We start from the raw sequence: 24,385 nt of genomic DNA on the forward strand, positions 1-24,385 counted from the left end.
GGAGTTAAGTTTATTTAGATCTATAAGAGGAGAGCATATATGATTTCTTTGGACTTTAATGCATTGATAAAAAGAGTAAATGAATGTAATACAGAGTATATGGAAGGTTTAGTCAGTAAAGTAATAGGACTTACTATTGAAGTTGAGGGAATCAAGGCTTTTGTTGGAGAAGTTTGTAAAATATATAATGAAAAAAACAAGCCAATAGAATGCGAAGTAGTAGGTTTTAGAGACAAGAATGTAATACTAATGCCTTTAGGAGAACTTGTAGGAATATCCTCTGGATGCAGAGTGGTGCCTACAGGCAAACCTCTCAATGTAAAGTGCTCAGAAGAACTCTTCGGGAAGGTATTGGATGGACTGGGTAAACCATTGGATAATAAGGAGATAGAAGAAGGCATCAGTTACAAGCTTGACAGTGACCCTCCAGATCCTCTTAAGAGAAGACGTATAAAAAATGTTATGTCCACTGGAGTAAGAGCTATAGATGGATTTTTAACCTGCGGTGAAGGACAGAGAATTGGTATATTTGCCGGCAGCGGAGTGGGAAAAAGTACAACTTTAGGTATGATAGCCAGAGAGGCAAAGGCAGACGTAAATGTCATTGCCCTTATAGGGGAAAGAGGAAGAGAGGTACTGGACTTTATTGAGAGGGATCTTGGTGAAGAGGGAATGAAAAAATCCATTGTAGTATGTGCCACTTCAGACAGACCTGCTTTAGTGAGGTTAAAAGGAGCTTTTACAGCTACAGCCATAGCAGAATATTTTAGAGATCAAGGTAAAAAAGTAATACTTATGATGGATTCAGTAACAAGATTCGCCATGGCACAAAGAGAAATTGGACTTGCTATTGGAGAACCGCCGGCAACTAAGGGATATACACCTTCTGTCTTTGCCATGCTTCCAAGACTTATGGAAAGATCAGGCATGTCAGATAAGGGTTCTATCACAGCTTTTTATACGGTGCTGGTGGACGGAGATGATTTTAATGAGCCAATAGCAGATGCGGTTAGAGGTATTTTAGATGGACATATAGTACTGTCAAGGGATTTAGCTGCAAAAAATCACTATCCTGCTATTGATATATTAAAGAGTATAAGCAGACTTATGTCGGAAATAGCAGATAATGATCATAAACAGGCTGCTTCTACTGCCAGAGATTTACTTGCAACTTATCAGGACTCAGAGGATTTAATCAATTTAGGAGCCTATGTAAAGGGAAGTAATAAAAAAATTGATATAGCTATTCACTATCATGACAGTATAATTAATTATTTAAAGCAGGGGATAAATGAAAAGTCTAATTTTGATGAAAGCCGAAACAAGCTTCTGCAGATATTCAGTTGATTTTTTTAAATTAAAATGTAATTTTACTGAGATATTTGTTAAATTTGTACATAGTTTTTAGCTAGTGAAGTGTATTTTGCCAGTGATAAACTTTATTAGTATAGTTTTTATAGTGATGAGAGGTAAGTATTATGGAAAACTTTAAATTCAGCCTTCAAAAGCTTTTAGATATAAGGATAGATAAAGAAGAAGAAAGTAAAATTAATTTTAAAAAGGCACAGCAGGAAAAAGTTACTGCTGAACAAAATCTTGAAAAACTTAATAATAACTACAAGAAATTTAGTGAAGAGAGGAAATACGGATCAATTGTTCAGCAGAAAATAACTCAGGCCTATTTAAGTTCCCTTTCAGGATGTATTGATAGGGCAAGTATGGAATTAAATAATAAAACCTCTGTACTTGAGCAAAAGAGAAGAGAACTTAAAGATACACAGATAGAGAGAAAGACTGTGGAGATTTTAAGGGATAAACAGAAAGATAAATTTATCAAGGAGCAGAATAGGATTGAGCAGAAGACCAATGATGAATTTGCATTGTATGGATTTATAAGAAGAAATAGCGAAGGGAGGTGAAAAAGTGAGTGAAATAACTGAAGTTACCAATCTTGGCAAGATGAATGCAAATATTACTACAACAAAATCACATAAAATGCAGCAAAAACCAGAAAGTGAATTTAAGCAAAATTATAAGTTTGGAGATTATTTAAATGAAGCATCTAAGCATAATATAGATAGCCAAACTAAATCTTCAAAAAATTTATACAATAAAGATATAGCATCTGAGGATAGCAATAATGAAACTGTAAAAAAAGACAAGGGTGAAGACGGCTTGCAGAAGATGAATGACCAGGAGCTGATAGCTGTATCAATACTTCAGCAATTGAAAAGTGTAATTTATAATTCTATTAAATCTTCAAAAGAGTCCGCATCAAATGACAATGATTCTTATGTTGTTTCAGCTGTATATAACAAAAGTACAGATGTAACAAAAGCTATTTCAGATAGGCATCAATTAATTAAAAATATAGAAAAAGAGCTGCAAAAATTGGTTCCTTCACAAGATGGAAATGATGTAATCTCAGAAAAACAGGATAATGTTAAGTCAAAAAGTGTAAATTTAGTATTGGATAAGATAGATAATTTGTTATCAAATGTAATGGACACCAAAGTTGATTTAAAAGTAACTGATAAAAATACTTTAAATAGTAATGAAACACTAGCTAAGGAATATTATCATGAAAGCTTAGATCCAGTAAACATAGATAAGTCCTATACCAAAAGCACTACTAAGACAGAAACTAATACAGTTAAGCAAACCTTTGATGAGATAAATAAATTATTGAAGGGCATGTTGGACAAACAATCAGACGTACAATCTCCTGAAGAAATAAATGCGATTAGGCAAATATTGTCACAACTTAAAGAGATTGAAGTTAATAGTGATATAACTAGTAGTTCTTCTGTTTTAACAAATAGTAAAAATAGTATGATATCAAACAATAATTATTCTAATTTAATAGATAAATTGATATCAACGTTGAATTCAGAAAACACTTTAAAAAGTACTTCAGAGAATGCTTCTAAGGCAGATAATGGTAACTTTCATGTAAATGATGCTGTTTTAGCTGTAGATAATAAAAGTGCAGATGTAACGAAGATTGCTTCAGATAGAGATCAATTAATTAAAGATATAAAAAGAGAACTGCAAAGGTTGGTTTCTCTACAATCTGTAAATAGTGATGAAATCTCAGAAAAACAGGAAATTACTAAGTCAAGGGATAATAATTTAATACTGAAAAAAATAAATAGTCTATTAACAGATGAGGTTGACATCAAAACTAACTTAAAATCAGCTGATAAAAATACTTTAAATAGTAATGAAACACTAGCTAAGGAATATTATCATGAAAGCTTAGATCCAGTAAACATAGATAAATCCTATGCTAAAGAAACTACTAAGACAGAAACTAATGCAGTTAAACAAACTTTTGATGATGTAAATAAATTATTAAAGGGTATGTTGGATAAACAATCAGATGTACAATATCCTGAAGAAATAAATGCGATTAGGCAAATATTGTCACAACTTAAAGAGATTGAAGTTAATAGTGATATAACTAGTAGTTCTTCTGTTTTAACAAATAGTAAAAATAGTATGGTATTAAACAATAATTATTCTAATTTAATAGATAAATTGATATCAACGTTGAATTCAGAAAACATTTTGGAAAGTGCTTCACAGAATGTTTCTAAGGCAGATAATGCTAACTTTCATGTAAATGATGCTGTTTTAGGTGTAGATAATAAAAGTGCAGATGTAACAAATACTGCTTCAGATAGGGAACAATTAATTAAAGATATAAAAAATGAAGTGCAAAAGTTGGTTTTTCTACAATCAAGAAATAGTGATGCAACTTCAGAAAAACAGGAAAGTACTAAGTCAAGAGATATAAATTTAATACTGGGAAAAATAGATAGTCTATTGACAGATGAAGTTGACACCAAAACTAACTTAAAAGCAGCCAATAAAAATGCTTTAAATAGTAATGAAATTTCAGCTAAGGAATATTATCATGAAAGCTTAGATCCAGTAAACAACATAGATAAACCCTATGCTAAAGCAACTACTGAGACAGAAACCAATTTAATAGATAAATTAATATCAAAATTGAATTCAGAAAATACTTTAAAAAGTGCTTCAGAGAAGGTTTCTAAAGTAGATAATAGTGACTTTAATATAACTGATATTGTTTTAGATTCAGCTAATAACGGTACAGATGTAATGAATATTGTTTCAAGCAAGAATCAATTAATTAAAGATATAAAAAGAGAACTGCAAAAATTGGTTTCTCCACAATCTGGAAATGGTGATACAACCTTAGAAAAACAGGCTAGTATTAAACAAGATGATATAAAAACAGTATTAGATAAGATAAACAATTTGTTATTAGAAAAAACAGATATGAAAGTTGATTTAAAGGTAATACCTCAAAGTGATTTAATTAATAGGGAATTATCATTAGCAGCTAATGAATATCAATCTGAAAGGTTAAGTACAGCAAAGATGGACAAATCTTCTGCTAAAGAAACTTTAAGATCAGAAACTAATGTAGTTAAGCAAATTTTTAATGGAGAAAATAATTTATTAAGTACTATATCAGATAAGCAGCCATCTTCTAGTAATCAGGAACAACCATTAAAGAATAAAGACAATAAATTCTTAAATAATCTTATAGATAATAAAGATTCTGGAGATAAGTATTCAAAGGTTATTAATGTTATGAATCAATTTGCATTAAATACTGCTGGTACTTTTAATAAAAATCAAGATATTCAACCACAGGTAATAAATAGAGATAATTTTGCTTCTGATTTTATTAAAAGTTTAAACTATATGGAAGATAACAATGTAAAAAATATGACGGTAAAAATACTTCCAAAAGAACTTGGAGAAATATTTATAAAGGTTACTTCTGATGGTAATATTATGAAAGCCACTATAACTGCTACAAATAAAGATTCTTATAATTTGTTGAATTCAAATTTACATGAAATTAATAACCTGCTAAATAATCAACATATTAAGATTCATAGTGTAGATATAAATATTTACAATGGAGATACAACTTATTTTAGTGGTAACAATAATTTTAATAATGATCAGTTTAATGGCAGCAATGAAAATAGTAGTAATAATAAGAGTACTACAAATTTCAGCAATAGTAATTCGGAAGAATTAGATACTAATTCTCAAATCAGTACAAAAGAAGATAATAATGTGAATGTTTTAGTATAAAGAATATATAAAACATTGAAAAATTATATAGGGAGGTAAAAGATGGCTGTAACAAATAATAATACACCTATTCTTACTGGATATAAATCAAATGTTACTAGTTCAGGTAAAACAGATAAAGGTACACCTATTGTAAAAAAAGGTCAGGAAATTGATAAAAATTCATTTTTAAAAATACTGTCAGCTGAATTGTCAAATCAAGATCCAACAAGCAGCAGCAATCAGGATTCAACGCAGTATGTGGCTCAGCTTGCACAATTTTCATCTCTTGAACAGATGTCAAATTTAAATAGCACTATGACTTTGAATTCAGCATCCAATTTAATTGGTGTGCCAGTTGAATTTAATTCTCTGAATAGTTTGGGAAATAATTATGTGGGTATAGTTAAATCCGTAACTAGAAATGGAGATTCTATAGCATTATCAGTAGCTACTTCAGATAATGGAAAAGCCATTGATAAAGATTTTGATTATGGCGACATTTTGCAGATTAATCCTGAGATATCTACAGATAATAGTAGTAGTGATTCTTCAAATAGTGATTCAGAAAATACTACAGACACAATAAATACATCAGATTCAAATGAAAGTACAAATTTAAGTGATACTAATTCAACCACTGATGATGTGAAGTTATGAGTTTCAGAGTAGTAAATGGACAAATTCATTCTGTAGAACCTATTGGCAATTTTCATGAGAGAAAAATTTCTACACCTACTAAAATCAGTACAAATTTTAATGACATATTAAATGAGAAAATTAACAAAAATGAAAGTTTTATCATATCAAAGCATGCTGAACAAAGACTTAGTAGTAGAAATATAAGTTTTAATGAGCAGGATATGAAAAATATAAATGAAGCTATAAATAAAGCGGAACAAAAGGGTGCTAGAAATTCACTTATACTTTATAAAGATGTAGCATTGATTACAAGTATTAAAAATAGAACAGTGATAACGGCAGTGGATAAAAACAGTGCCAAAGATAATGTTTTTACCAATGTGGATAGTGTGGTTTTACTTTAGACTGGACCTTTTGGAGGAAGTCTAAGTCAGTGGAAGGATAGAAGCTGATTTAAAACTGCAATGTTGCCGATATTTTAAGAAAATGAATACTTAGCTATGTATAATTGTAAAAATTGATATATGAATATAAATAAATTGAATTTAATGGAGGTTACAAAATGTTAAGATTAATGAATTCAGGAGTGTCAGGTATGCAGTCAAATCAAACAGCTTTAGATGTTATAGGTAACAATATAGCAAATCAAGAGACTGTTGCATTTAAAGGATCTAGAGCAAGATTTCAGGATATGCTGAGCCAAAGTCAAGGAGACGGAACTTCACCTACTGTATCTGCAGGTGGAACAAATCCAACCCAGATAGGTCTTGGAGTTAAATTAGCAGGAATAGATACCATAATGACTCAAGGTATAATGCAGCCTACTAATAGCAATTTGGATGTAGCTATTGATGGAGATGGATATTTCATAGTGACTAAGGGAAACACAATTTTTAACAATGGAGGAACTACTGTAAATGGTCAAGCAGGTATTACAGTCAACAATGCAGCCAATCAAGATCATACTATTAATCAGCCTACTCTTACAGCCTCAGAATCTCAAGTTTCCTATACAAGAGATGGTGCCTTTACTCTTGATGAACAGGGAAATCTTTTAACTTCAGATGGATATAGAGTTATGGGATATTCAATGACAAATGGCGGTACTGATAGCATGGCTGATGATGGACAGATAAATTATGTAGATGGAACAGCAGCTTTAACAGCAAATGATACAAGTCTTAAAACTTTAAGAATACCGGCTACAGTTAATGATGGAGCAAATACTTTTAGAGTTACAAGCTTTTCCATAGGAAGAGATGGTGTAATAATTGGAACACTTTCGGATGGAAGAACAACAGCTATTGGACAGATTGCCATGGCTTCCTTTAGAAATCCAGCAGGACTGTCAAAGGAAGGTAAGAACTTATATTCTGCTTCAGTTAATTCGGGAACAGCTACATTGAGAAGTGGTGCTGGTAATACTGTAAATAATAACAGTGATGGATACGGAGATGCACTTCAAAGCATGCTTGAAATGTCCAATGTAGATCTTGCACAGCAGTTCACAGATATGATAGTTGCAAGCAGAGCTTTTCAGGCCAATGGTAAGAGTATAACTACTGGGGATGAAATTCTTCAAGATATAATAAATCTTAAGAGATAGGATTTAATTAATGGTGTATTTAGAATATAGTATTGTTTAGTAAATTTAAAGTAGGTATAATTTAAAGGGATATTTTAATAATCATTCATAAAATTACATAGAATAACTTATGAATGATTATTAAATATTTTAAAGGGAGCAGATGAATTATGGTAAAGCTTACGGGAATGAATCATAGAGAAATTATGATTAATGAAGATAATATTGAGAAGATCGAGGAAGTACCTGAAACCGTAATAACCATGACTAATGGAAATAAATACATTGTAGAAGAAAATACAGATGAGATAATAGATAAGATAATAACTTTTAAGAAAAAAATTTATAATTCAAATTTTAGATAGACAAATTTTTACAAAAGGAGATGAGTCCATGAGTGAAAATAAGCCAGAAAAAAAGACTGATGGTGCAAGTAAAATAATTATAATATTGTTAGTACTGCTCATTGTTTTGATTGGCTCTTTTGCGGGATATATTTTGTTTTTTGGAGGAGCTTCAAATTTTCATCCCAGCAGTTCAAATAATACAAATACTACAGAAGTAAACACAGTTTCCGCTGCAGATGAAAACACTTATTCTCTAGATGAAGCCATAGTAAATTTAGCAGATACTGATTCTCAAAGATATGCAAAGGTAAAGGTAAGCTTTGGCTATAATGAAAAGAACACTAAGTTAAAGAGTGAACTTGAAAGTGAAGATGTAAATAAAAAACCTATTTTAAGCGATGCAGTTAACAGTGTACTTAGAAGCAAGAAGGCTGCAGATCTTACTACCTCAAAGGGTGTAGATGAAATAAAGAGTGAAATTATGCAGAAGGTAAATCCTATTCTGAAAAATGGAAAGATAAGTAATGTATATTTTGATGAATTGGTAGTTCAATAGAATGGAAATCAGGGTGGAAAATCTATGTCGGTATTATTGATGATTTTAAAGCTTGTAGCTGCACTTTTAGTTATTTTACCTTTAATATACATAAGTATAAAATATGGTGGAAACAGGCTTCAGAATATGCAAAATGGAAACTATATGAAGATATTGGAAAGGCTTACATTGACAAAGGAAAACAGCCTTTTGATAATAAAAATTGGAGAAAAAGCATATGTTTTTTCCAGCAGCGGAAGTAAATTGGAAATTTTAATGGAATTAGAACCTGAGGAATTAAAAAAAATACAGGAATCAAAAAAAGTTACTCAGTATAAAGATTTCAATGAATTTTATAGGAATTTTAAGGGGAAACTTAACATCCATAGTAAAAATGAACTTTTAAAAAAACTAAAAGATAAATTTAGAGTAAAGGATAAATAAGTGCTTCATATTTCAAAATATATTTATATTATCCTTTGCAATATATCCAATACTAAAAGAGGAAGATTTAAATGAAGAAAAAGGCTTTTGTAATATCTGTTTTAATTTTGTTTTGTATATTTTTTATGGGAAAAAATACATATGCAGCACCAACTACTATACCTATACCAAATGTAAATGTATCCGTAGACAATGCAGCTACACCTTCGGATTATGTAGATAATATAAAATTGCTTGTAATGCTGACAATACTTACTCTGCTTCCATCTATAATTATCATGACTACCAGCTTTACAAGAATTGTAGTAGTTCTGGGTTTTTTAAAAAATGCCCTTGGTACACAAAATGCACCTCCTAATCAGGTGATAATTGGACTAGCTCTCTTTTTAACATTTTTTATTATGATGCCTACATATACAACTATTAATAATAATGCCATTCAGCCCTATTTAAATAACCGTATAAATCAGCAGCAGGCAATTACTGAGGGAGAAAGACCTCTAAAGGAATTCATGCTGAAACAGACCAGAAGGAAGGATCTTCAGTTATTTATGGATGCAGCTAAAATGGATCCCAAAACGGATACAGAGCACACGCCTATGCATGTAGTTATACCCGCTTTTATAATAAGTGAGTTAAAGACTGCTTTCATAATAGGATTTTTACTATTTATTCCCTTTATGATTATAGATTTTGTAGTGGCAAGTATACTTATGTCCATGGGTATGTTTATGGTACCTCCAGCTATGGTATCTCTTCCCTTTAAAATCCTATTATTTGTAATGGTAGATGGCTGGTATTTAGTAGTTAAGTCGCTTATTTCAAGTTTTTCGTGAGGTGAAATTTATTATGACAGAAAATATGCTTTTAAAAATAATTAAGGATGCCATAAGTACGGGACTTTTAGTATCTGCACCAATTTTAATAGTGTCTGTGGTGGTAGGGCTTATTATAAGTATAATGCAGGCTACTACCCAAATACAGGAGCAGACCCTTACTTTTGTACCAAAGCTCATTGCTATAGCTGTAGTTGGTATTATAACTAGTACCTGGATGCTTCATATGATGACTGGATTTACGGAAAGAATATTTGAAATGATAGCAAATATAACTCGATAGGTGTGATTCTATGATTGATGTGGCCTATTTTTCAGCTTTTTTTCTGGTTTTTTTGAGGATTTTAACCTTTTTTGTGGCGCTTCAGGTGCTTTTCCCAAGTGGGCTTCCAAATACAATAAAAGTTTCCTTTTGTGCTATAATAGCATTTTTTATAGTAAGCAGTATAGATTACAGCAGTGTCCAGGGAATTAACAATTGGCTGGTTTATATGCAGCAGTGCACCTTTGAAGTGATAACGGGATTGGTACTTGGATATTTAACTAATTTGGCTTTTATATGCGGCAAGGTTGCAGGTAGCTTTATGGACATTCAGATAGGATTCAGTATGATGTCTATATTTGATCCTACTACCCAGAGCAATGAAACTTTAATGGAGAGAATCCTTGCTTTTTTAAGTATAGTAGTATTTCTTGTAATTGACGGTCACCATGTACTTATAAGAGCTCTTATAGACAGTTACAATACAGTACATATAGGTACCTTTGTGCTATGGGATCAATCTGCCATGTATGCACTGCATGCCTTTATTCAGTTTTTTATTATTGCTATAAAGATTGCCATGCCCATAGTAATAGTTTTAATAATAACAGACATAGTAATGGGACTTGTGTCAAGAACAGTGCCTCAACTGAATGTAATGATTCTTGGAATGCCAGTAAAAATACTTCTGGGATTTTCAATTTTTATGTTGATTTTGCCTGTAATTGTAAATCTTATAATAAATGCCTTTTCTCTCATACCAGATTTATGGAGAGGGTTTTATAATATAATACCTGCCATAATTATATTTGCATCAGAGGAGAAGACAGAGCAGGCAACGCCTAAGAAAAAGAGTGATGCCAGAAAAAAAGGACAGGTAGCTAAGAGTAAAGAGGTGGCTTTAGCTCTTACCCTTGCAGCAGCTACTATGGTAATAGTTGCCTTTGGAAATTTCTCCTATGATAACCTGAGAAATATGATGTTTTCCTATTTAAATACCTATTTAAATATGGATTTAAATTATAATAATATAAGATATTTAGTTATATATGCCATAGGTAAAATAGCATTGATATTTCTATTCTTTGCATTGCCTGTGATGATTTTAGGAGTAATTGCAAACTATATTCAGGCGGGTTTTATTTTTACTACGGAAACTTTAAAGCCAGATTTTAAAAAATTAAATCCTATTTCGGGATTTAAAAAAATTTTCTCCACCAGAACCTTAGTAGAGCTTTTTAAAGATATAATAGTGATAACCGTTGTGGGGTTTGTTGGATATAGTTTTATAAGAGACAATATTGAAAAATTACTTATGATGAATACCCTTGCTTTTACCTCTATTCCCTATGCTTTAAAGGGAATTTTTGTGGGAATTTTAATTAGAATTTGTATAATTATGCTTGTCATAGCTATAGCTGATTATATATATCAAAGATTTATGCACAATAAGGAACTGAAAATGACAAAGCAGGAAATAAAAGAAGAATTTAAACAAGATGAAGGTAATCCTGAAATTAAATCTAAGAGAAAGCAGAGAATGAAAGAAATGTCTGCAAAGAGAATGATGGCGGCAGTGCCGGAGGCTACTGTGGTAGTTACAAATCCTACCCATATTGCAGTAGCACTTAAGTACAGTGAAGGAGAGAGTAGTGCTCCTTTAGTGACAGCAAAGGGCGTAGACAGAATAGCTCTTAAAATAAAGGAAATTGCAAAGGAAAATCATGTGCCAATTGTAGAGGACAAGCCTCTGGCAAGACTTATATATGAAAAAGTGGATATTGATAAGGAAATTCCAATGGACATGTATCAGGCAGTGGCAGAGATATTGGCTTTAGTATATAAAATGAAGAAGTAGAAGGTGAGATAACAAATGAGTAATGGGGATAGAAGCAATTTTAAATTAAAAAATAACATGGATGTAATAGTGGCTGTTGGAGTAATGCTCATAGTACTTATGATAATAATACCATTGCCTACAGCTATGCTGGATGTACTTATTGTGGTAAATATAACTATTGCTACAATTATAATACTCATAACTATGTTCACTACAGAAGTACTGCAGTTATCCGTTTTTCCAACTTTGCTTCTTGTAACTACTCTGTTTAGATTGGGACTTAATATATCTTCCACAAGACTTATTTTAAGTCAGGCAAATGCAGGAGAAGTAATAAATGCCTTTGGAAGTTTTGTTGTAGGTGGAAATTATATTGTAGGTATTATAATATTCTTAATAATAATAGTAATACAGTTTATAGTAATAACTAATGGTGCAGGAAGAGTTGCAGAAGTAGCAGCAAGATTTGCTCTGGATGCTATGCCTGGTAAACAGATGAGTATAGACGCAGATTTGAATGCAGGTCTTATAGATGATGCAGAGGCAAAGAATAGAAGAAGAAAAATTCAGCAGGAAGCAGACTTTTATGGTTCCATGGACGGTGCTTCTAAATTCGTTAAAGGAGATGCCATAGCCAGTATAGTAATAGTTCTTATAAATATAGTAGCGGGAATTGTAATTGGAGCAGTCCAAATGGGAATGCCCATTGCTGAAGCAGCTCAGACCTATGTAAGACTTACCATTGGTGATGGTCTTGTAAGTCAGATACCAGCACTGTTAATATCCATTGCTACAGGTATTTTGGTGACCCGTTCTGGTAATGATGAAGATTTTGGTAAACAGGTAGTAGGTCAGCTCACAAGTTTTCCAAAGGTTTTAGGTATAGCTGCTGCTATACTGCTGTTTTTGAGTTTTATACCGGGGCTGCCTTTTCTGCCTTTCTTTATTCTGGCAGTGGCTTGTACTGTAGGAGCTTATCTATTATATAAGGAAGAAAAAGCTCAGATTATTATGCAGGAAGAAAACATCAATATGGAAATGGCAGAACAGGAAAATAAAGAACCGGAAAATGTAATGAATTTGATTTCTGTAGAACCTATGGAAATAGAAATAGGCTATGGTTTAATACCCCTGGCAGATGAGGCCTCTGGAGGAGACCTTCTTCAGAGAATTGCCTCTGTAAGAAGGCAGTGTGCCATAGAAATGGGAATTGTAGTGCAGCCTATAAGAATAAGGGACAATCTTCAGCTTAAGACTAATGAATATGTAGTAAAAATAAGGGGAACTGTGGTGGCAAAGGGTGAACTTATGCCTAGTATGCTTTTATCCATGGATCCTACTGGTGAAGGTGGAGATATTCCAGGTATAAAGACCATTGAGCCAACCTTTGGTCTACCAGCAGTATGGATTAATAAAGATCAAAGAGAAGATATGGAAATTAAAGGGTTTACAGTGGTAGATCCTACTACAGTTATGGTAACACATTTGACAGAAACTATAAAATCACATTCATATGAATTACTTGGAAGACAAGAGGTTAAAGCTATAATTGATTCTATGAAGGAAAGATATAGTGCTGTAGTGGAAGAACTTATACCAGATCTTATGACCATTGGTGAACTTCAAAAAGTACTTCAGAATCTTCTTAAAGAAAAGGTTCCTATTAAGGATATGGTAACTATCCTTGAAAGTCTTGCAGATAACTCAAGAAATTCTAAGGATCTGGAGTTATTAACAGAATATGTTAGAATTGCTCTTGGAAGAACTATATGCAATCCATTGATAGATGATAATAACAGGATAACAGTGGCTACTTTTGCACCTGAGGTTGAAAATGTCATAGCAAATAATATACAAAAATCCATGCAGGGCTCTTTCCCTGCAGTGGATCCAGATACTACTTCAAGAATTCTTGATTCTATAAAGAATGTACTTAATACCATATATTTTCCCGAAAATCAGCCGGCTATATTGGTATCCCCAAAGATAAGACCAGCGGTGAGAAAACTTATAGAAATGGTATTCCCAAATATTACTGTTTTATCTTTAAATGAAGTACCTAATGAAATTGAAATAAGAACTGAAGGAGTTGTCAGTTTATAATGATTATAAAAAAATACGTTGTAAGCACCATGAATGAAGCTGTCACAAAGATAAGACATGAACTGGGAAAGGATGCAGTAATAATAAGTCAGCGAAAGATGAGAAAAAAGGGCTTTACAGGACTATTTTCAAAGAAAGTTATAGAAGTTACTGCAGCAGTAGAAGAGATAAATAAATCTAAAAAAAACACTAAAAATAGAGTAGAAGTTAAGAAGGATTCCGTTAAAGACAGTTTAGAAGCCATAAAAAAGGCCGTGGAAATTCAAAGAGATAACAAAGAAGTAGTATTACAGCAAAAAAATGTAGAGGAATCTATTGATAAGAATATTAAAAGAGATTTTAACATTATAAAAAGTGAAGATAATTTACTTCGTGAAATTAAGGATATGAAAAATATATTAAATGATATTATGGATAGTAAAAATGTCAGCTTAAAAAATGGAAGTCCTATTTATAAAACTTTGAGAGATTATGATTTAAAAGAAGAGATAATAGAAGAAATTATAAGTAGAATGAAGCTGGAAAGTGATGATTTAGATGAAAAAGAAAAGTTAAAAAAGGTTTTAGTTTCTATGATTTCTGTAACTGAAACTAAAGAACAGGGGGTTATTGTATTAATAGGGCCCACTGGAGTGGGAAAGACAACCACTATTGCAAAACTTGCAGGGAAATTTGCACTTATTGAAAAGAAGACGGTAGGATTAATAACTGTGGATACCTACAGAATAGGAGCAGTGGAACAGCTTAAGACCTATGCAGATATTATGGATATACCCTTTAAAGTAGTATTTTCCATAAAGGACATGGAAAGTGCAGTGGAGGCTATGCAGAATTGTGATGTAATACTAGTAGACACTACTGGCAGAAGCAGTAAAAACAAAATGCAGATTTCTGAATTAAGAGCTTTTATAGATAAAACTCATTCTGAAAATTTACATCTGGTAATAAGCTGCACTACAAAGAATAGTGATATTAAGTCTATAGTTGAGGGCTATAGAGTTTTGAATTATAATAATGTTATAATAACAAAATTAGATGAAACTACTACTTATGGTTCTATATTGAATATACTTAAAGAAGCGAAAAAACCTTTGAGTTATGTATCAATTGGACAAAATGTCCCAGATGATATTACAACGTTAACCACAGAGGAACTGGTAAATCTTATTACAGGAGTGGAAAGTATATGTTAGATCAAGCTCAGCGCTTAAGACAGATGGCTGCAAAAGAGGGTAATATGAATAAATCTCAAACAGCACCTAAAATAATTACAGTTACTTCTGGTAAAGGAGGAGTAGGTAAAAGTAATTTTGTAGTAAATCTTTCCATAACTCTTCAGAAAATGGGAAAAAAAGTTCTCATTTTTGATGCAGATGTAGGTATGGGGAACGATGATGTACTGATGGGATTTTTGCCTAAATACAATGTATTTGATGTTATATTCAACAATAAAAATATAGAGGACGTAATTATAGAAGGCCCTTTTGGAGTAAAACTTCTGCCGGGAGGATCTGGTGTAGCAAGAATAAATGAGATTACCAATACTCAAAGAAATAATTTTTTGAATAAATTATCACAATTAGAAAATTTGGATTATATTATAATGGATACTGGTGCAGGAATAAGCAGAAGTGTATTGGGGTTTGTATCCTGCTGTGATGAGCTTTTTCTCATAATAACCCCAGAACCAACTTCCCTCATGGATTCTTATAGCCTTTTAAAAGCCGTAGTACATTTTAAAATAAAGGATCAGATAAAGATAATTGTCAATAGAACCTATGACAGTGAAGAAGCAGAAGAAACTTATAATAAATTTGCAAATGCAGTAAATAATTTCTTGAAGATTCATATTTCCTATATGGGAAATATATCTGAAGATAGGAAATTGGTTTCAGCAGTGAGAAATCAAGAACCTTTTGTAATTGGAAGCCCTAATTCTTCCGCTTCTCAGGACTTGCTGAAAATAGCAAATAAAATTTTAGGTGATTCTGAAGGATATTATAAATCTAATGAAGCAGGTATACAGGGATTATTTAAAAAGATATTTAATATATTTTCATAAGGAGCTATAATTATGGATAGTAGTAATATTAACTTTAATATGAATTCAAAATGTGAAGTTTTTATAGAGGAGGACAGCAGTGTATATAAGAGCAGCATACAGGATATGGGAAAAGGTTATATAGGTATATCAATACCTGTTTGTAATGGTAAATATGCACCTTTAAGTGAAAATCAGCAGGTGACTGTAGTATATTATGATAAGAATAATTTATATGGTTTTAATGCCAATGTCATAGGCAGAAAAAAGGACAAAATACCAATTATATTGCTGAGTATGCCTGAAGATATAAAAAAAGTGCAGAGAAGGAAATTTTTTAGAGTAAATCTGTTAAAGGAAGTAGAATATTTAAAAGCTGACAAAAATATTTCAGATAGTACCTTCAATGAACTCATTAAAAATCCAAAGAATTTTAAAAAAGCACTGATGATAGATTTAAGCGGCGGAGGTCTTAGGTTAAAAACTAAGGAAGAAATCAAGTTAGGTGATAGATTTATAATAAAGATTCCACTGCAGCAGGAAGAGATTTTTGTAATAGATGATTGTGTAAGGGTATATAAGGATACAGATAGTAATTTATATGTTTCAGGCTTTTCTTTTGTAAATATTGATACAAAAGTACAGGATAAGATCATAGCTTATTTGTTTTGGATAATGCGTGAACAGATGAAAAAAATTTAAGGCGGTGATTGGTATTATGGCCATGAGGAGAACTTCTGATACCAAAGAAGCAGTAGTTAAAAAATATATTCCCTTAGTAAAGTATATAGCATCCAGAGTTATAATAGGTAAAAATAAATATGTAGAATACGAAGACCTTGTAGGATATGGAATGGTAGGTCTGATGGATGCCATAAATAAATTTGATAATAGCAAGGGAATGAAGTTTTCCAGCTATGCTTCTATCAGAATAAAGGGAGCTATGATAGATGAACTGAGAAAAAACAGTCCTATATCCAAAGGTGCTATGGATAAATTAAATAAATACAATCAAATAATTGAAATGCTGCAAAAGGAGTTATTAAGGGAACCTACTTATGAAGAAATAGCAGAGGCTTTTGGAGGAACTATAGGAGAGATAGCAGAGGTGGAAAATTATATAAATTATATGTCCGTAACTTCTCTTGAAAATTTAGTTTTTTCAGAGGAGGATGATATGCCTGTAATTTCTACTATAGAAGATAAAAATAGTCCAAGTCCAGAAAAGACCTTGGAGGAAAAAGAACAGATAGAATTTTTGGCAAAGGCATTGGATATATTGAATGAGAAAGATAAAACCGTACTTTCACTATATTACTATGAAGGCTTAACTTTAAAGGAAATAGGCAAGGTTTTATCTGTATCGGAATCAAGAGTTTGTCAGCTTCATTCAAGAGCCATAGTACACTTAAGACAAGCTTTGAAAAAACTGAAATATGAATAATAAAGCGGGGTTAATTTAATATGACTACGGTATTACTATTAATCATAGGAATTTTATTAATAGGTGTAAATATTAGAGCTATGAGAAAGGATAAAAGTAGTTTTAAAAATGCTTTTGATAATGCTTCAACTAATATTAAAGATTACGATTTAGAGATTGGAAAGTTACGAAAAGAATTTGCAGAGACAATAATGGAACTTCAGAATGAAATAGAGAATTTAAAGGATAGATTGGAAGAAAAATCAGATATACAGAAAGATAATGTACATAATTTTAAAATAGATAATTCTTTGGAAAGCAGTCTTTTGGAAAATAATAAATTAGATGTAATAGAAATTCAAAGTACTGAAAATGGTGCTGTAGAAGAGAAAAAAATAGATTATAAAGAGAATTACGCTACTCAAAATGCATACTTAGATAATAGAGAAATAAACAATGTTAAAATTGATGATATAGAAAGACTTATGAAGGAAGGGCTATCCATAGACAGCATATCGGAAAAGCTTGGAATAGGTAAGGGGGAGATATTATTAATAAAAAAATTATACATAAAGTAAAAGTTTTTATAGAATTTCTTTCAGATAGAAAAGTTCTTGCGGGTATGGGAATAGGGATGATTATAGCTACCTGTTTTATGATTACTGCAAAATCAGCGGTAACACTTAGCAGAGCTGAAATTGAGAGTAAGGCCTTCTCCTATGGAATGAAATATCCTCAGGATATGAAAGTGATAAATGATAAGGATGTGAAAAAATGATAAGAAGTTTATATACAACTATTTCAGGAATGATTACTCAGCAGGCTAAGCAGGATGTTATAACAAATAATATGTCAAATGCCAACACTGTAGGTTTTAAGGGAGATAATCTTGCCATAAGAAAGTTTAATGATGTACTTATTCAAAACCAAAGCAAAATATATAATGGAGTAAATTACACTCAGACTATAGGAAATTTAAGTTTTGGAAGCAGAATTGATGAAACTGCTACAGATTTTACTCAGGGCAATATAGAAAGCACTGATTCAGATACGGATTTTGCTATTGACGGTAGGGGGTTTTTCACAGTCAGCAGGGACAATGGAACAACAGCACAGAATTATTATACCAGAGATGGACATTTCCATGTGAATATGCAGGGATATCTGGTTAATGATTCTGGAGATTATGTCATGGGAAGAAATATTAACAGCGGCAATGTGGAGAGAATTAATGTGGGCAATGGGAAGATTACCAGCGATATCTATGGCAATATAAATATAGATGGAACTCCTGCCTATGCATTTCAAACGGTGGATTTTAACAATTATAATACGCTTAAAAAAGTAGGAGATAATCTGTATCAAGGAGAAAACCCAATAGCTAATAACAATATATTTGTAAAACAAAAATCGCTGGAAGAGTCAAATATAAATCCTGTAAATGAAATGGTAAATATGATGTCTACCATGAGGACCTTTGAAACACAGCAAAAAATAGTGCAATCCATAGATCAGACTTTGGGACAAGCTATTGATGTAGGTACTGTTAGATGATATGAGAGGTGAATAGAATGGATAGATTAATGTGGACCAGTAGAAGTGCTATGAATGCACAGCAGCAAAAACTGGATGCTATATCAAATAATATAGCAAATGTAAATACCAATGGGTACAAAGCGGAGAAAGTTGAGTTTAGTGATTTATTATATGAAAATTTCACAAGATTAGGTTATCCTACAAATACTAATAATGCCAATGGTATTAACAGTGTTCCTCAGAATGGTACTGGAGTAAAAACTACTGATTGGATAAGAGATAATACTCAGGGAAGTTTGACTGAAACTAGCCAAGAAACGGATCTAGCACTGGATGGCAGCGGATATTTTAGAGTTATTCGTCCTGATGGATCAGCTGCTTATGAGAGAAGCAGTGATTTTAATTTAGATGTAAATGGAAGATTGGTGGACAGTAATGGAAATATACTCGAAATAAATTTTACCAATGGAAATACACCGCTTACAAAAGGGAATTTTATGATTTCTCAAGATGGAACTTTAAGTGTAAAAGAAGCTAATGGAGCTTTCCAAGCTGTGGGAAATATAAATGTATATGATGCTGTAGGTGAGGAGCCATTTATTTCTGTAGGAAATAATCTATATGTTCCAAAGCCTGGTGCACAGATCTTCACTGCTAACAATACCAATATAATGCAGGGATATACTGAAAATTCTAATGTGGATATTGCAAAAGAAATGGTAGATATGATTGCAGCTCAGAGGGCTTTTCAGCTTAATACTAAAAGCTTGACTACCGCAGATGAAATGTGGGGCATGGTGAATAATTTGAGGTCTAGATAGATATTAAATAAAGATTAAAAATAACCTTTTTAAGATGCAGTATTAATCTTAAAAAGGTTATTTTTAACTAATCTAAATTTTCAATTGTACTTGTAAGTGGTGGTATAACCTGTTTCTTTCTTGAAAGTACTCCTGGAGCATAAGCACAATTGTCAACTAATTCAACTCCAAAGGCCTTTGAAACAATATCTTTATTTGGGCCTACGGCAATAAGCTTAGATCCGCCTTTTAATATATCTGTTAGGAGAAGCAAAAGTATGTTGAAATTTTCGTCTTTAGCTTTACCTTCCATGTAATCTATCATTTCTGATTTCATAGGTTCAAAGCCTTCAAGATCCATAGTTCCAACCTGAGATACACCTATTTTGTAATCTGATAAGTGGAAAACCTTGTAGTCCTGGTTGAATATTTCACTTACAGTTTTACCTTCCAGAGAAGTACCTGCCTTAAACATTTCAGTTGCAAAGTCTTCAGGGTCGATTTCAGCTATTTTAGCCAATTTAGCAAGTATCTCTCTATCCACATCAGTAGTAGTTGGAGATCTGAATAATAGAGTATCAGATATTATAGCTCCGCATAGAAGACCTGCAATTTCCTTTGAAGGTGTTATACCATTTTCAAAGAAGATAGAACCAATTATAGTACAAGAACTTCCTACAGGCTGATTTCTGAAATATATAGGTGAACCTGTCTGTATATCTGCAAGTCTATGGTGATCTATAATTTCGATTATTTCTGCATCTTCAAGACCATCTATTGTTTGAGATTTTTCATTGTGATCTACCAGTATAAGTTTCTTTTTATCTTTTGCTATAAGATGATAACGTGAAATTGTACCTGCTACTCTATTGGATTCATCAAGTACAGGATAACTTCTGTATCTTGTTTTTATCATTGAATCTTTTACTTCATCAACATAGTCATCGGTATTGAAAGTGATAATATCTGAATCATTAAGTATGTAACTTACAGGAATACTTTGAACTATAAGTCTAGTTGTAGTAAAGGAATCATAAGGAGTTAAGATGATTGAAGTACCGGATTTTTTTGCCTTTTCAATTATTTTTTCATCTACAACATGATTTCCCGCTACTATCATGAGAGAAGCTTTTGCTTCTACAATGATGGATTGAGTATCTTTTCTATCTCCGCAGATTACTATATCACCCTCATTGATATATTCTTCAGCGCTTACTGGAAGCATTGCTGCAACTACAATTTTACCAGGAAAACTAGAAGTATTTTTACTTAAGTAAATTGCTCTTGCAGATAATGTATCAAGTATATTGTCTATTTTAGTTTTAGATTTTGCAAGAATATTATCATCCCAATTGTCAATATAAGTAGATACTAAATTTGAAACTGAGGCAAGACCCTTTAATTTTCCCTGTTCGTCAACTACAGGCAGGGATTTTACTTTATTTTCTTTCATAAGAGACCAAGCTTTTTTTAGAGAAATATCAGGAGATATTGGCGAAATATTGTCAAAAGTAAGATCTGAAACCTGAAGTTTCATAGTAGTTTTAAGTTGTGGTTCTTTTACTCCAAAGTAATCTAGAATAAATTTAGTTTCTCTGCTGATTTCTCCAAGTCTTAGAGGTACTGCCTCTATTTTACCTGTCTTATTTTTAAAATCTGAATATGCTATAGCGGCACATATGGAATCTGAGTCTGGATTTTTATGCCCTGTTACGTAAATTACATCTTTCATAAATGCTTGTTACCAAAAGGTTATGTATTTTGGCAACTCCCTCCTTTGTTCTTCATTTAATTGTATATTTATTATTAAAATTATAAGATAAATCAATAAAGCTGTTTTGAAGTCTTTAAAATCCTCAAGACTTAGTAATATGAGCTATTGTTACAATTTACCTTACTATATTTTATAATTTACCTCTATAAAAGTAAAGTAAAAGAATTAAATTTTTTTCATAAAGCTTATAGGTATTCACATATATTATTTATATAGAAATGGACAAGGGTAAAGGTATATAGCTGAAAAATAAGTAATAAATAAGCAATGCTTGAAAGCTAATAACTAAGGCAGGAGGAAAGAAAATGATTAATGAAAAGGAAATCTATAATGGACTTAGGAGTAAGGAGGTGGAAGACAGACTAAAAAAATATGGATTAAATATACTGGAAAAGAAGAAGACTATATCTGCTTTCAGTATATTTTTATCTCAATTTAATGATTTTATAACTTGGGTTCTGATAGGAGCTACAGTTATATCTGGAATAATGGGAGAAAAAGCAGATGCCATAACTATAATAGTCATAATTGTTATGAATGCAATTTTAGGGTTTATTCAGGAATTTAGAACAGAAAAATCTCTTGAAGCCTTGAAAAATATGGCGTCACCAACTGCAAAGGTAATGAGAGATGGAGATATTCAAGTAATAAATGCAGAAAATCTTGTGCCTGGTGATTTAATCATAATAGAGAGTGGTGATAGAATACCGGCAGATGCTATTATTGTACAGGCATCCAATGTAAAGGTTGATGAATCACTTCTCACAGGGGAATCTATTGGAGTAGAAAAGACTGATAGTAATGAAAATAACAACATATATATGGGCTCTATTGTACTTACTGGCAAGGGCGAAGCCAGAGTTATTGAAACAGGTATGAATACAGAAATGGGTAAAATAGCAAATTTACTCCAAAATATAGATGAAGATAAGACCCCTTTAAAAGAAAAATTATCTTCTTTGGGAAAAGTGCTGGTTGTACTGTGTATAGCTATATGTATAATAGTTACAGCCCTTGGAATTATAAGAGGGCAGGATAAATACCAGATGTTTCTACTTGGAGTTAGTCTTGCAGTAGCAGCTATACCAGAAGGATTACCAGCTATAGTAACAGTAGCTTTAGCTTTAGGGGTATCAAGAATGCTTAAGAGAAACTCTCTTATAAGAAAACTTCCTGCAGTAGAAACTCTAGGTTGTACCTCTATAATATGCAGTGATAAAACTGGTACACTAACGCAGAATATGATGACTGTAAAATCTATGTATTACAATGGAAAAATGTATAGTGAGAACTCTTTTAATGAGAGAGTGTTGACTCCATTAAAAAAGGTGTTTACTTATTGTAATGATAGTGATTTAAATAATAAAGAAAAAGATATAAGTAAAGCTCTTATGGGAGACCCTACAGAGACAGCTTTAATTAAGGCATTTTTTAGTAGTGCAGATGAACTGAAGAGATTTTTAAATAAGGTTAATAGAATCAGTGAAATACCTTTTGATTCCAATAGAAAGATGATGTCTGTAATTTTAAATGATAGAGGCAATAAGATTTCATATGTAAAAGGAGCACCTGAGAGGATTATTGAAAGATGCAAGTATATATTTATAGATGGTGAAGTAAAATTGTTTACCAATAGTTACAAGAGTAAAGTTCAAGCAGCAGTGGATACTATGGCAAATAGGGCCCTAAGGTGTATTGGCGCTGCCTATAAAGATAAAGGTATTATTACCCAGAATAATCAGGAGAAAGATCTTGTCTTTTTAGGTCTGGCGGGCATGATTGATCCTCCAAGACAGGAAGTTAAACCAGCAGTATTGAAGTGCAAAGAAGCTGGGATAAAGCCGATAATGATAACGGGAGATCATAAGAATACGGCCTTTGCCATTGGTAAAGAACTAGATATATGCAGCCATATATCAGAAGTTATAACTGGTGAGGAGCTGGATAGACTAAATGACAAGAAACTGGCAGAGGCAATAAATAAAGTTAAAATATTTGCAAGGGTTAGTCCTGAACATAAACTTAGAATAGTAAAGGCCTTTAAAAAGAAAAATAAAATAGTAGCCATGACGGGAGATGGAGTAAATGATGCTCCTGCAGTTAAAGAAGCAGATATAGGTATATCTATGGGCATATCTGGAACTGATGTTACGAAAGAAGCAAGCTCCATGATACTTTTGGATGATAACTTTACAACTATTGTATCTGCAGTTGAAGAGGGGAGAGTAATATACAATAATATAAGGAAGTTCATAAGATATCTTTTATCCTGTAACTTAGGAGAGGTTATAACCATGTTTTTGGCATCACTGCTTTATTTGGATACTCCTTTGCTACCTATACAGATATTACTGGTGAATTTGGCAACAGATGGACTACCAGCTATAGCATTAGGGGTAGATCCACCAGATAAAGATGTAATGTATGAGATGCCGAGAGATAAAAATGAAAGTATATTTGCAAGGGGACTGAAGGAAAAGATAATTATAAGAGGAAGCCTTATAGGTGTTTGTACGGTACTAGCTTTTCTATCAGGCAGGTTTTTTCATATGAGTCTTGAAACCTCTAGAACCGTAGCTCTTGGAACCCTTATAATGTCTCAGCTGATACATGTATTTGAATGCAGGTCAGAAAAGCATTCAATATTTGAAATAAAATTATTTACAAATATATATCTGGTGGGAGCTGTAGCCATATCAATAATAATGTTAATAGTAGTTATATATGTACCATTTTTCGGAACAATTTTTCATACAAATCCTTTAAATATAGGTCAATGGCTTATAGTAATGTTTTTCTCGGGTATTATAGCAATGATTAATAGTCTTTATTTGTTTTTCAATAAAAACTAAATGTTGTATCAAGAGAAATAAATATTCATTGAAGCAAGTTCTTAATTCAGGTGGGGATTCTTTTACCCCATCTTGAATTTTAGAACTGCAAATGCATGGCCTACTTGGCGTCGAACTCCCACCTGAAGAAAAGTAGACAAAACAAAATTTATTTTGTATTTGGTCGCTTTAACAGAGTGCAAGCAGAGAACCAAAATCTTTTTTTTGATTTTGTGTGAGGGCTGTACAGAGTGCGTGGGAGACT

At 32.1% G+C, this 24,385-nt stretch carries 23 protein-coding genes; 22 read left to right on the plus strand and 1 reads right to left on the minus strand.

The window, feature by feature from the left end:
* Positions 1 to 39: 39 nt before the first annotated feature.
* The 21 genes from fliI (at position 40) to CLPA_RS08930 (ending at position 19,536) form a co-directional block, all read left to right on the plus strand.
* A complete protein-coding gene (fliI, locus tag CLPA_RS08835; RefSeq protein WP_003444000.1) occupies positions 40 to 1,347 on the plus strand; it encodes a flagellar protein export ATPase FliI in 1,308 nt (435 codons plus the stop codon).
* A 131-nt stretch (positions 1,348 to 1,478) separates the two neighbouring features.
* Positions 1,479 to 1,919, plus strand: coding sequence for a flagellar export protein FliJ (fliJ, locus tag CLPA_RS08840; protein ID WP_003444002.1), 441 nt, complete (start codon positions 1,479 to 1,481; stop codon positions 1,917 to 1,919).
* 4 nt (positions 1,920 to 1,923) lie between these two features.
* Positions 1,924 to 5,142, plus strand: a complete 3,219-nt coding sequence (locus CLPA_RS20085; protein ID WP_003444004.1) for a flagellar hook-length control protein FliK — start codon at positions 1,924 to 1,926, stop codon at positions 5,140 to 5,142.
* Between the two features lie 42 nt (positions 5,143 to 5,184).
* Entirely contained in the window at positions 5,185 to 5,781 is a 597-nt protein-coding gene (locus tag CLPA_RS08850; protein ID WP_003444006.1) for a flagellar hook capping FlgD N-terminal domain-containing protein, read from the plus strand.
* Positions 5,778 to 6,167 (plus strand): TIGR02530 family flagellar biosynthesis protein, encoded by a 390-nt coding sequence (locus CLPA_RS08855; RefSeq protein WP_003444008.1) that lies wholly within the window; start codon positions 5,778 to 5,780, stop codon positions 6,165 to 6,167. Before CLPA_RS08850 ends, CLPA_RS08855 begins: the two co-directional genes overlap by 4 nt.
* A gap of 158 nt (positions 6,168 to 6,325) precedes the next feature.
* Positions 6,326 to 7,369, plus strand: coding sequence for a flagellar hook-basal body complex protein (locus tag CLPA_RS08860; protein WP_003444010.1), 1,044 nt, complete (start codon positions 6,326 to 6,328; stop codon positions 7,367 to 7,369).
* Positions 7,370 to 7,518: 149 nt separating this feature from the next.
* Complete coding sequence (locus CLPA_RS08865; RefSeq protein WP_003444012.1) at positions 7,519 to 7,713, plus strand: flagellar FlbD family protein; 195 nt, start codon at positions 7,519 to 7,521, stop codon at positions 7,711 to 7,713.
* Between the two features lie 28 nt (positions 7,714 to 7,741).
* Entirely contained in the window at positions 7,742 to 8,251 is a 510-nt protein-coding gene (locus tag CLPA_RS08870) for a flagellar basal body-associated FliL family protein (protein ID WP_003444015.1), read from the plus strand.
* Positions 8,252 to 8,275: 24 nt separating this feature from the next.
* On the plus strand, positions 8,276 to 8,674 hold the full coding sequence (locus CLPA_RS08875) for a flagellar biosynthetic protein FliO (RefSeq protein ID WP_003444016.1): 399 nt from the start codon (positions 8,276 to 8,278) through the stop codon (positions 8,672 to 8,674).
* A gap of 71 nt (positions 8,675 to 8,745) precedes the next feature.
* Positions 8,746 to 9,510: a flagellar type III secretion system pore protein FliP gene (gene fliP, locus CLPA_RS08880; RefSeq protein WP_003444018.1), complete on the plus strand. Its 765-nt coding sequence runs from the start codon at positions 8,746 to 8,748 to the stop codon at positions 9,508 to 9,510.
* A 13-nt stretch (positions 9,511 to 9,523) separates the two neighbouring features.
* Entirely contained in the window at positions 9,524 to 9,793 is a 270-nt protein-coding gene (gene fliQ / locus CLPA_RS08885; protein WP_003444019.1) for a flagellar biosynthesis protein FliQ, read from the plus strand.
* A 10-nt stretch (positions 9,794 to 9,803) separates the two neighbouring features.
* The gene (locus CLPA_RS08890; protein WP_003444022.1) at positions 9,804 to 11,630 is read left to right on the plus strand and encodes a fused FliR family export protein/FlhB family type III secretion system protein; all 1,827 of its coding nucleotides are present in this window, start codon (positions 9,804 to 9,806) and stop codon (positions 11,628 to 11,630) included.
* 15 nt (positions 11,631 to 11,645) lie between these two features.
* Entirely contained in the window at positions 11,646 to 13,715 is a 2,070-nt protein-coding gene (gene flhA, locus CLPA_RS08895; RefSeq protein ID WP_003444024.1) for a flagellar biosynthesis protein FlhA, read from the plus strand.
* Positions 13,715 to 14,908, plus strand: a complete 1,194-nt coding sequence (gene flhF / locus CLPA_RS08900; RefSeq protein WP_003444026.1) for a flagellar biosynthesis GTPase FlhF — start codon at positions 13,715 to 13,717, stop codon at positions 14,906 to 14,908. Before flhA ends, flhF begins: the two co-directional genes overlap by 1 nt.
* On the plus strand, positions 14,902 to 15,777 hold the full coding sequence (locus tag CLPA_RS08905) for a MinD/ParA family protein (RefSeq protein WP_003444028.1): 876 nt from the start codon (positions 14,902 to 14,904) through the stop codon (positions 15,775 to 15,777). The genes flhF and CLPA_RS08905 overlap by 7 nt, the downstream gene beginning before the upstream one ends.
* A gap of 12 nt (positions 15,778 to 15,789) precedes the next feature.
* Entirely contained in the window at positions 15,790 to 16,458 is a 669-nt protein-coding gene (locus CLPA_RS08910; RefSeq protein ID WP_003444030.1) for a flagellar brake protein, read from the plus strand.
* Between the two features lie 16 nt (positions 16,459 to 16,474).
* A complete protein-coding gene (locus tag CLPA_RS08915; RefSeq protein WP_003444032.1) occupies positions 16,475 to 17,200 on the plus strand; it encodes a FliA/WhiG family RNA polymerase sigma factor in 726 nt (241 codons plus the stop codon).
* A gap of 20 nt (positions 17,201 to 17,220) precedes the next feature.
* Complete coding sequence (locus CLPA_RS08920; protein WP_003444034.1) at positions 17,221 to 17,757, plus strand: hypothetical protein; 537 nt, start codon at positions 17,221 to 17,223, stop codon at positions 17,755 to 17,757.
* 44 nt (positions 17,758 to 17,801) lie between these two features.
* Positions 17,802 to 17,957: a hypothetical protein gene (locus tag CLPA_RS21145; protein ID WP_155760366.1), complete on the plus strand. Its 156-nt coding sequence runs from the start codon at positions 17,802 to 17,804 to the stop codon at positions 17,955 to 17,957.
* Positions 17,954 to 18,733, plus strand: coding sequence for a flagellar hook-basal body complex protein (locus CLPA_RS08925; RefSeq protein ID WP_003444037.1), 780 nt, complete (start codon positions 17,954 to 17,956; stop codon positions 18,731 to 18,733). The genes CLPA_RS21145 and CLPA_RS08925 overlap by 4 nt, the downstream gene beginning before the upstream one ends.
* 17 nt (positions 18,734 to 18,750) lie before the next feature.
* On the plus strand, positions 18,751 to 19,536 hold the full coding sequence (locus tag CLPA_RS08930) for a flagellar hook-basal body complex protein (RefSeq protein WP_003444038.1): 786 nt from the start codon (positions 18,751 to 18,753) through the stop codon (positions 19,534 to 19,536).
* A gap of 67 nt (positions 19,537 to 19,603) precedes the next feature.
* On the opposite strand, the gene CLPA_RS08935 is transcribed toward CLPA_RS08930, so the two are convergent.
* A complete protein-coding gene (locus CLPA_RS08935) occupies positions 19,604 to 21,247 on the minus strand; it encodes a putative manganese-dependent inorganic diphosphatase (protein WP_003444040.1) in 1,644 nt (547 codons plus the stop codon).
* Positions 21,248 to 21,594: 347 nt separating this feature from the next.
* On the opposite strand from CLPA_RS08935, the gene CLPA_RS08940 reads away from it, so the two are divergent.
* Positions 21,595 to 24,141 (plus strand): calcium-translocating P-type ATPase, PMCA-type, encoded by a 2,547-nt coding sequence (locus tag CLPA_RS08940; protein WP_003444042.1) that lies wholly within the window; start codon positions 21,595 to 21,597, stop codon positions 24,139 to 24,141.
* The last annotated feature ends 244 nt before the right edge of the window (positions 24,142 to 24,385 follow it).

Source organism: Clostridium pasteurianum DSM 525 = ATCC 6013 (genome assembly GCF_000807255.1).
Classification (GTDB): domain Bacteria; phylum Bacillota; class Clostridia; order Clostridiales; family Clostridiaceae; genus Clostridium_I; species Clostridium_I pasteurianum.

Coding starts and splice junctions, on each gene's coding strand:
- fliI (WP_003444000.1), top strand. CDS start 40: ATGATTTCTTTGGACTTTAATGCATTGATAAAAAGAGTAAATGAATGT.
- fliJ (WP_003444002.1), top strand. CDS start 1,479: ATGGAAAACTTTAAATTCAGCCTTCAAAAGCTTTTAGATATAAGGATA.
- CLPA_RS08850 (WP_003444006.1), top strand. CDS start 5,185: ATGGCTGTAACAAATAATAATACACCTATTCTTACTGGATATAAATCA.
- CLPA_RS08855 (WP_003444008.1), top strand. CDS start 5,778: ATGAGTTTCAGAGTAGTAAATGGACAAATTCATTCTGTAGAACCTATT.
- CLPA_RS08860 (WP_003444010.1), top strand. CDS start 6,326: ATGTTAAGATTAATGAATTCAGGAGTGTCAGGTATGCAGTCAAATCAA.
- CLPA_RS08865 (WP_003444012.1), top strand. CDS start 7,519: ATGGTAAAGCTTACGGGAATGAATCATAGAGAAATTATGATTAATGAA.
- CLPA_RS08870 (WP_003444015.1), top strand. CDS start 7,742: ATGAGTGAAAATAAGCCAGAAAAAAAGACTGATGGTGCAAGTAAAATA.
- CLPA_RS08875 (WP_003444016.1), top strand. CDS start 8,276: ATGTCGGTATTATTGATGATTTTAAAGCTTGTAGCTGCACTTTTAGTT.
- fliP (WP_003444018.1), top strand. CDS start 8,746: ATGAAGAAAAAGGCTTTTGTAATATCTGTTTTAATTTTGTTTTGTATA.
- fliQ (WP_003444019.1), top strand. CDS start 9,524: ATGACAGAAAATATGCTTTTAAAAATAATTAAGGATGCCATAAGTACG.
- CLPA_RS08890 (WP_003444022.1), top strand. CDS start 9,804: ATGATTGATGTGGCCTATTTTTCAGCTTTTTTTCTGGTTTTTTTGAGG.
- flhA (WP_003444024.1), top strand. CDS start 11,646: ATGAGTAATGGGGATAGAAGCAATTTTAAATTAAAAAATAACATGGAT.
- flhF (WP_003444026.1), top strand. CDS start 13,715: ATGATTATAAAAAAATACGTTGTAAGCACCATGAATGAAGCTGTCACA.
- CLPA_RS08905 (WP_003444028.1), top strand. CDS start 14,902: ATGTTAGATCAAGCTCAGCGCTTAAGACAGATGGCTGCAAAAGAGGGT.
- CLPA_RS08910 (WP_003444030.1), top strand. CDS start 15,790: ATGGATAGTAGTAATATTAACTTTAATATGAATTCAAAATGTGAAGTT.
- CLPA_RS08915 (WP_003444032.1), top strand. CDS start 16,475: ATGGCCATGAGGAGAACTTCTGATACCAAAGAAGCAGTAGTTAAAAAA.
- CLPA_RS08920 (WP_003444034.1), top strand. CDS start 17,221: ATGACTACGGTATTACTATTAATCATAGGAATTTTATTAATAGGTGTA.
- CLPA_RS21145 (WP_155760366.1), top strand. CDS start 17,802: ATGGGAATAGGGATGATTATAGCTACCTGTTTTATGATTACTGCAAAA.
- CLPA_RS08925 (WP_003444037.1), top strand. CDS start 17,954: ATGATAAGAAGTTTATATACAACTATTTCAGGAATGATTACTCAGCAG.
- CLPA_RS08930 (WP_003444038.1), top strand. CDS start 18,751: ATGGATAGATTAATGTGGACCAGTAGAAGTGCTATGAATGCACAGCAG.
- CLPA_RS08935 (WP_003444040.1), bottom strand. CDS start 21,247: ATGAAAGATGTAATTTACGTAACAGGGCATAAAAATCCAGACTCAGAT.
- CLPA_RS08940 (WP_003444042.1), top strand. CDS start 21,595: ATGATTAATGAAAAGGAAATCTATAATGGACTTAGGAGTAAGGAGGTG.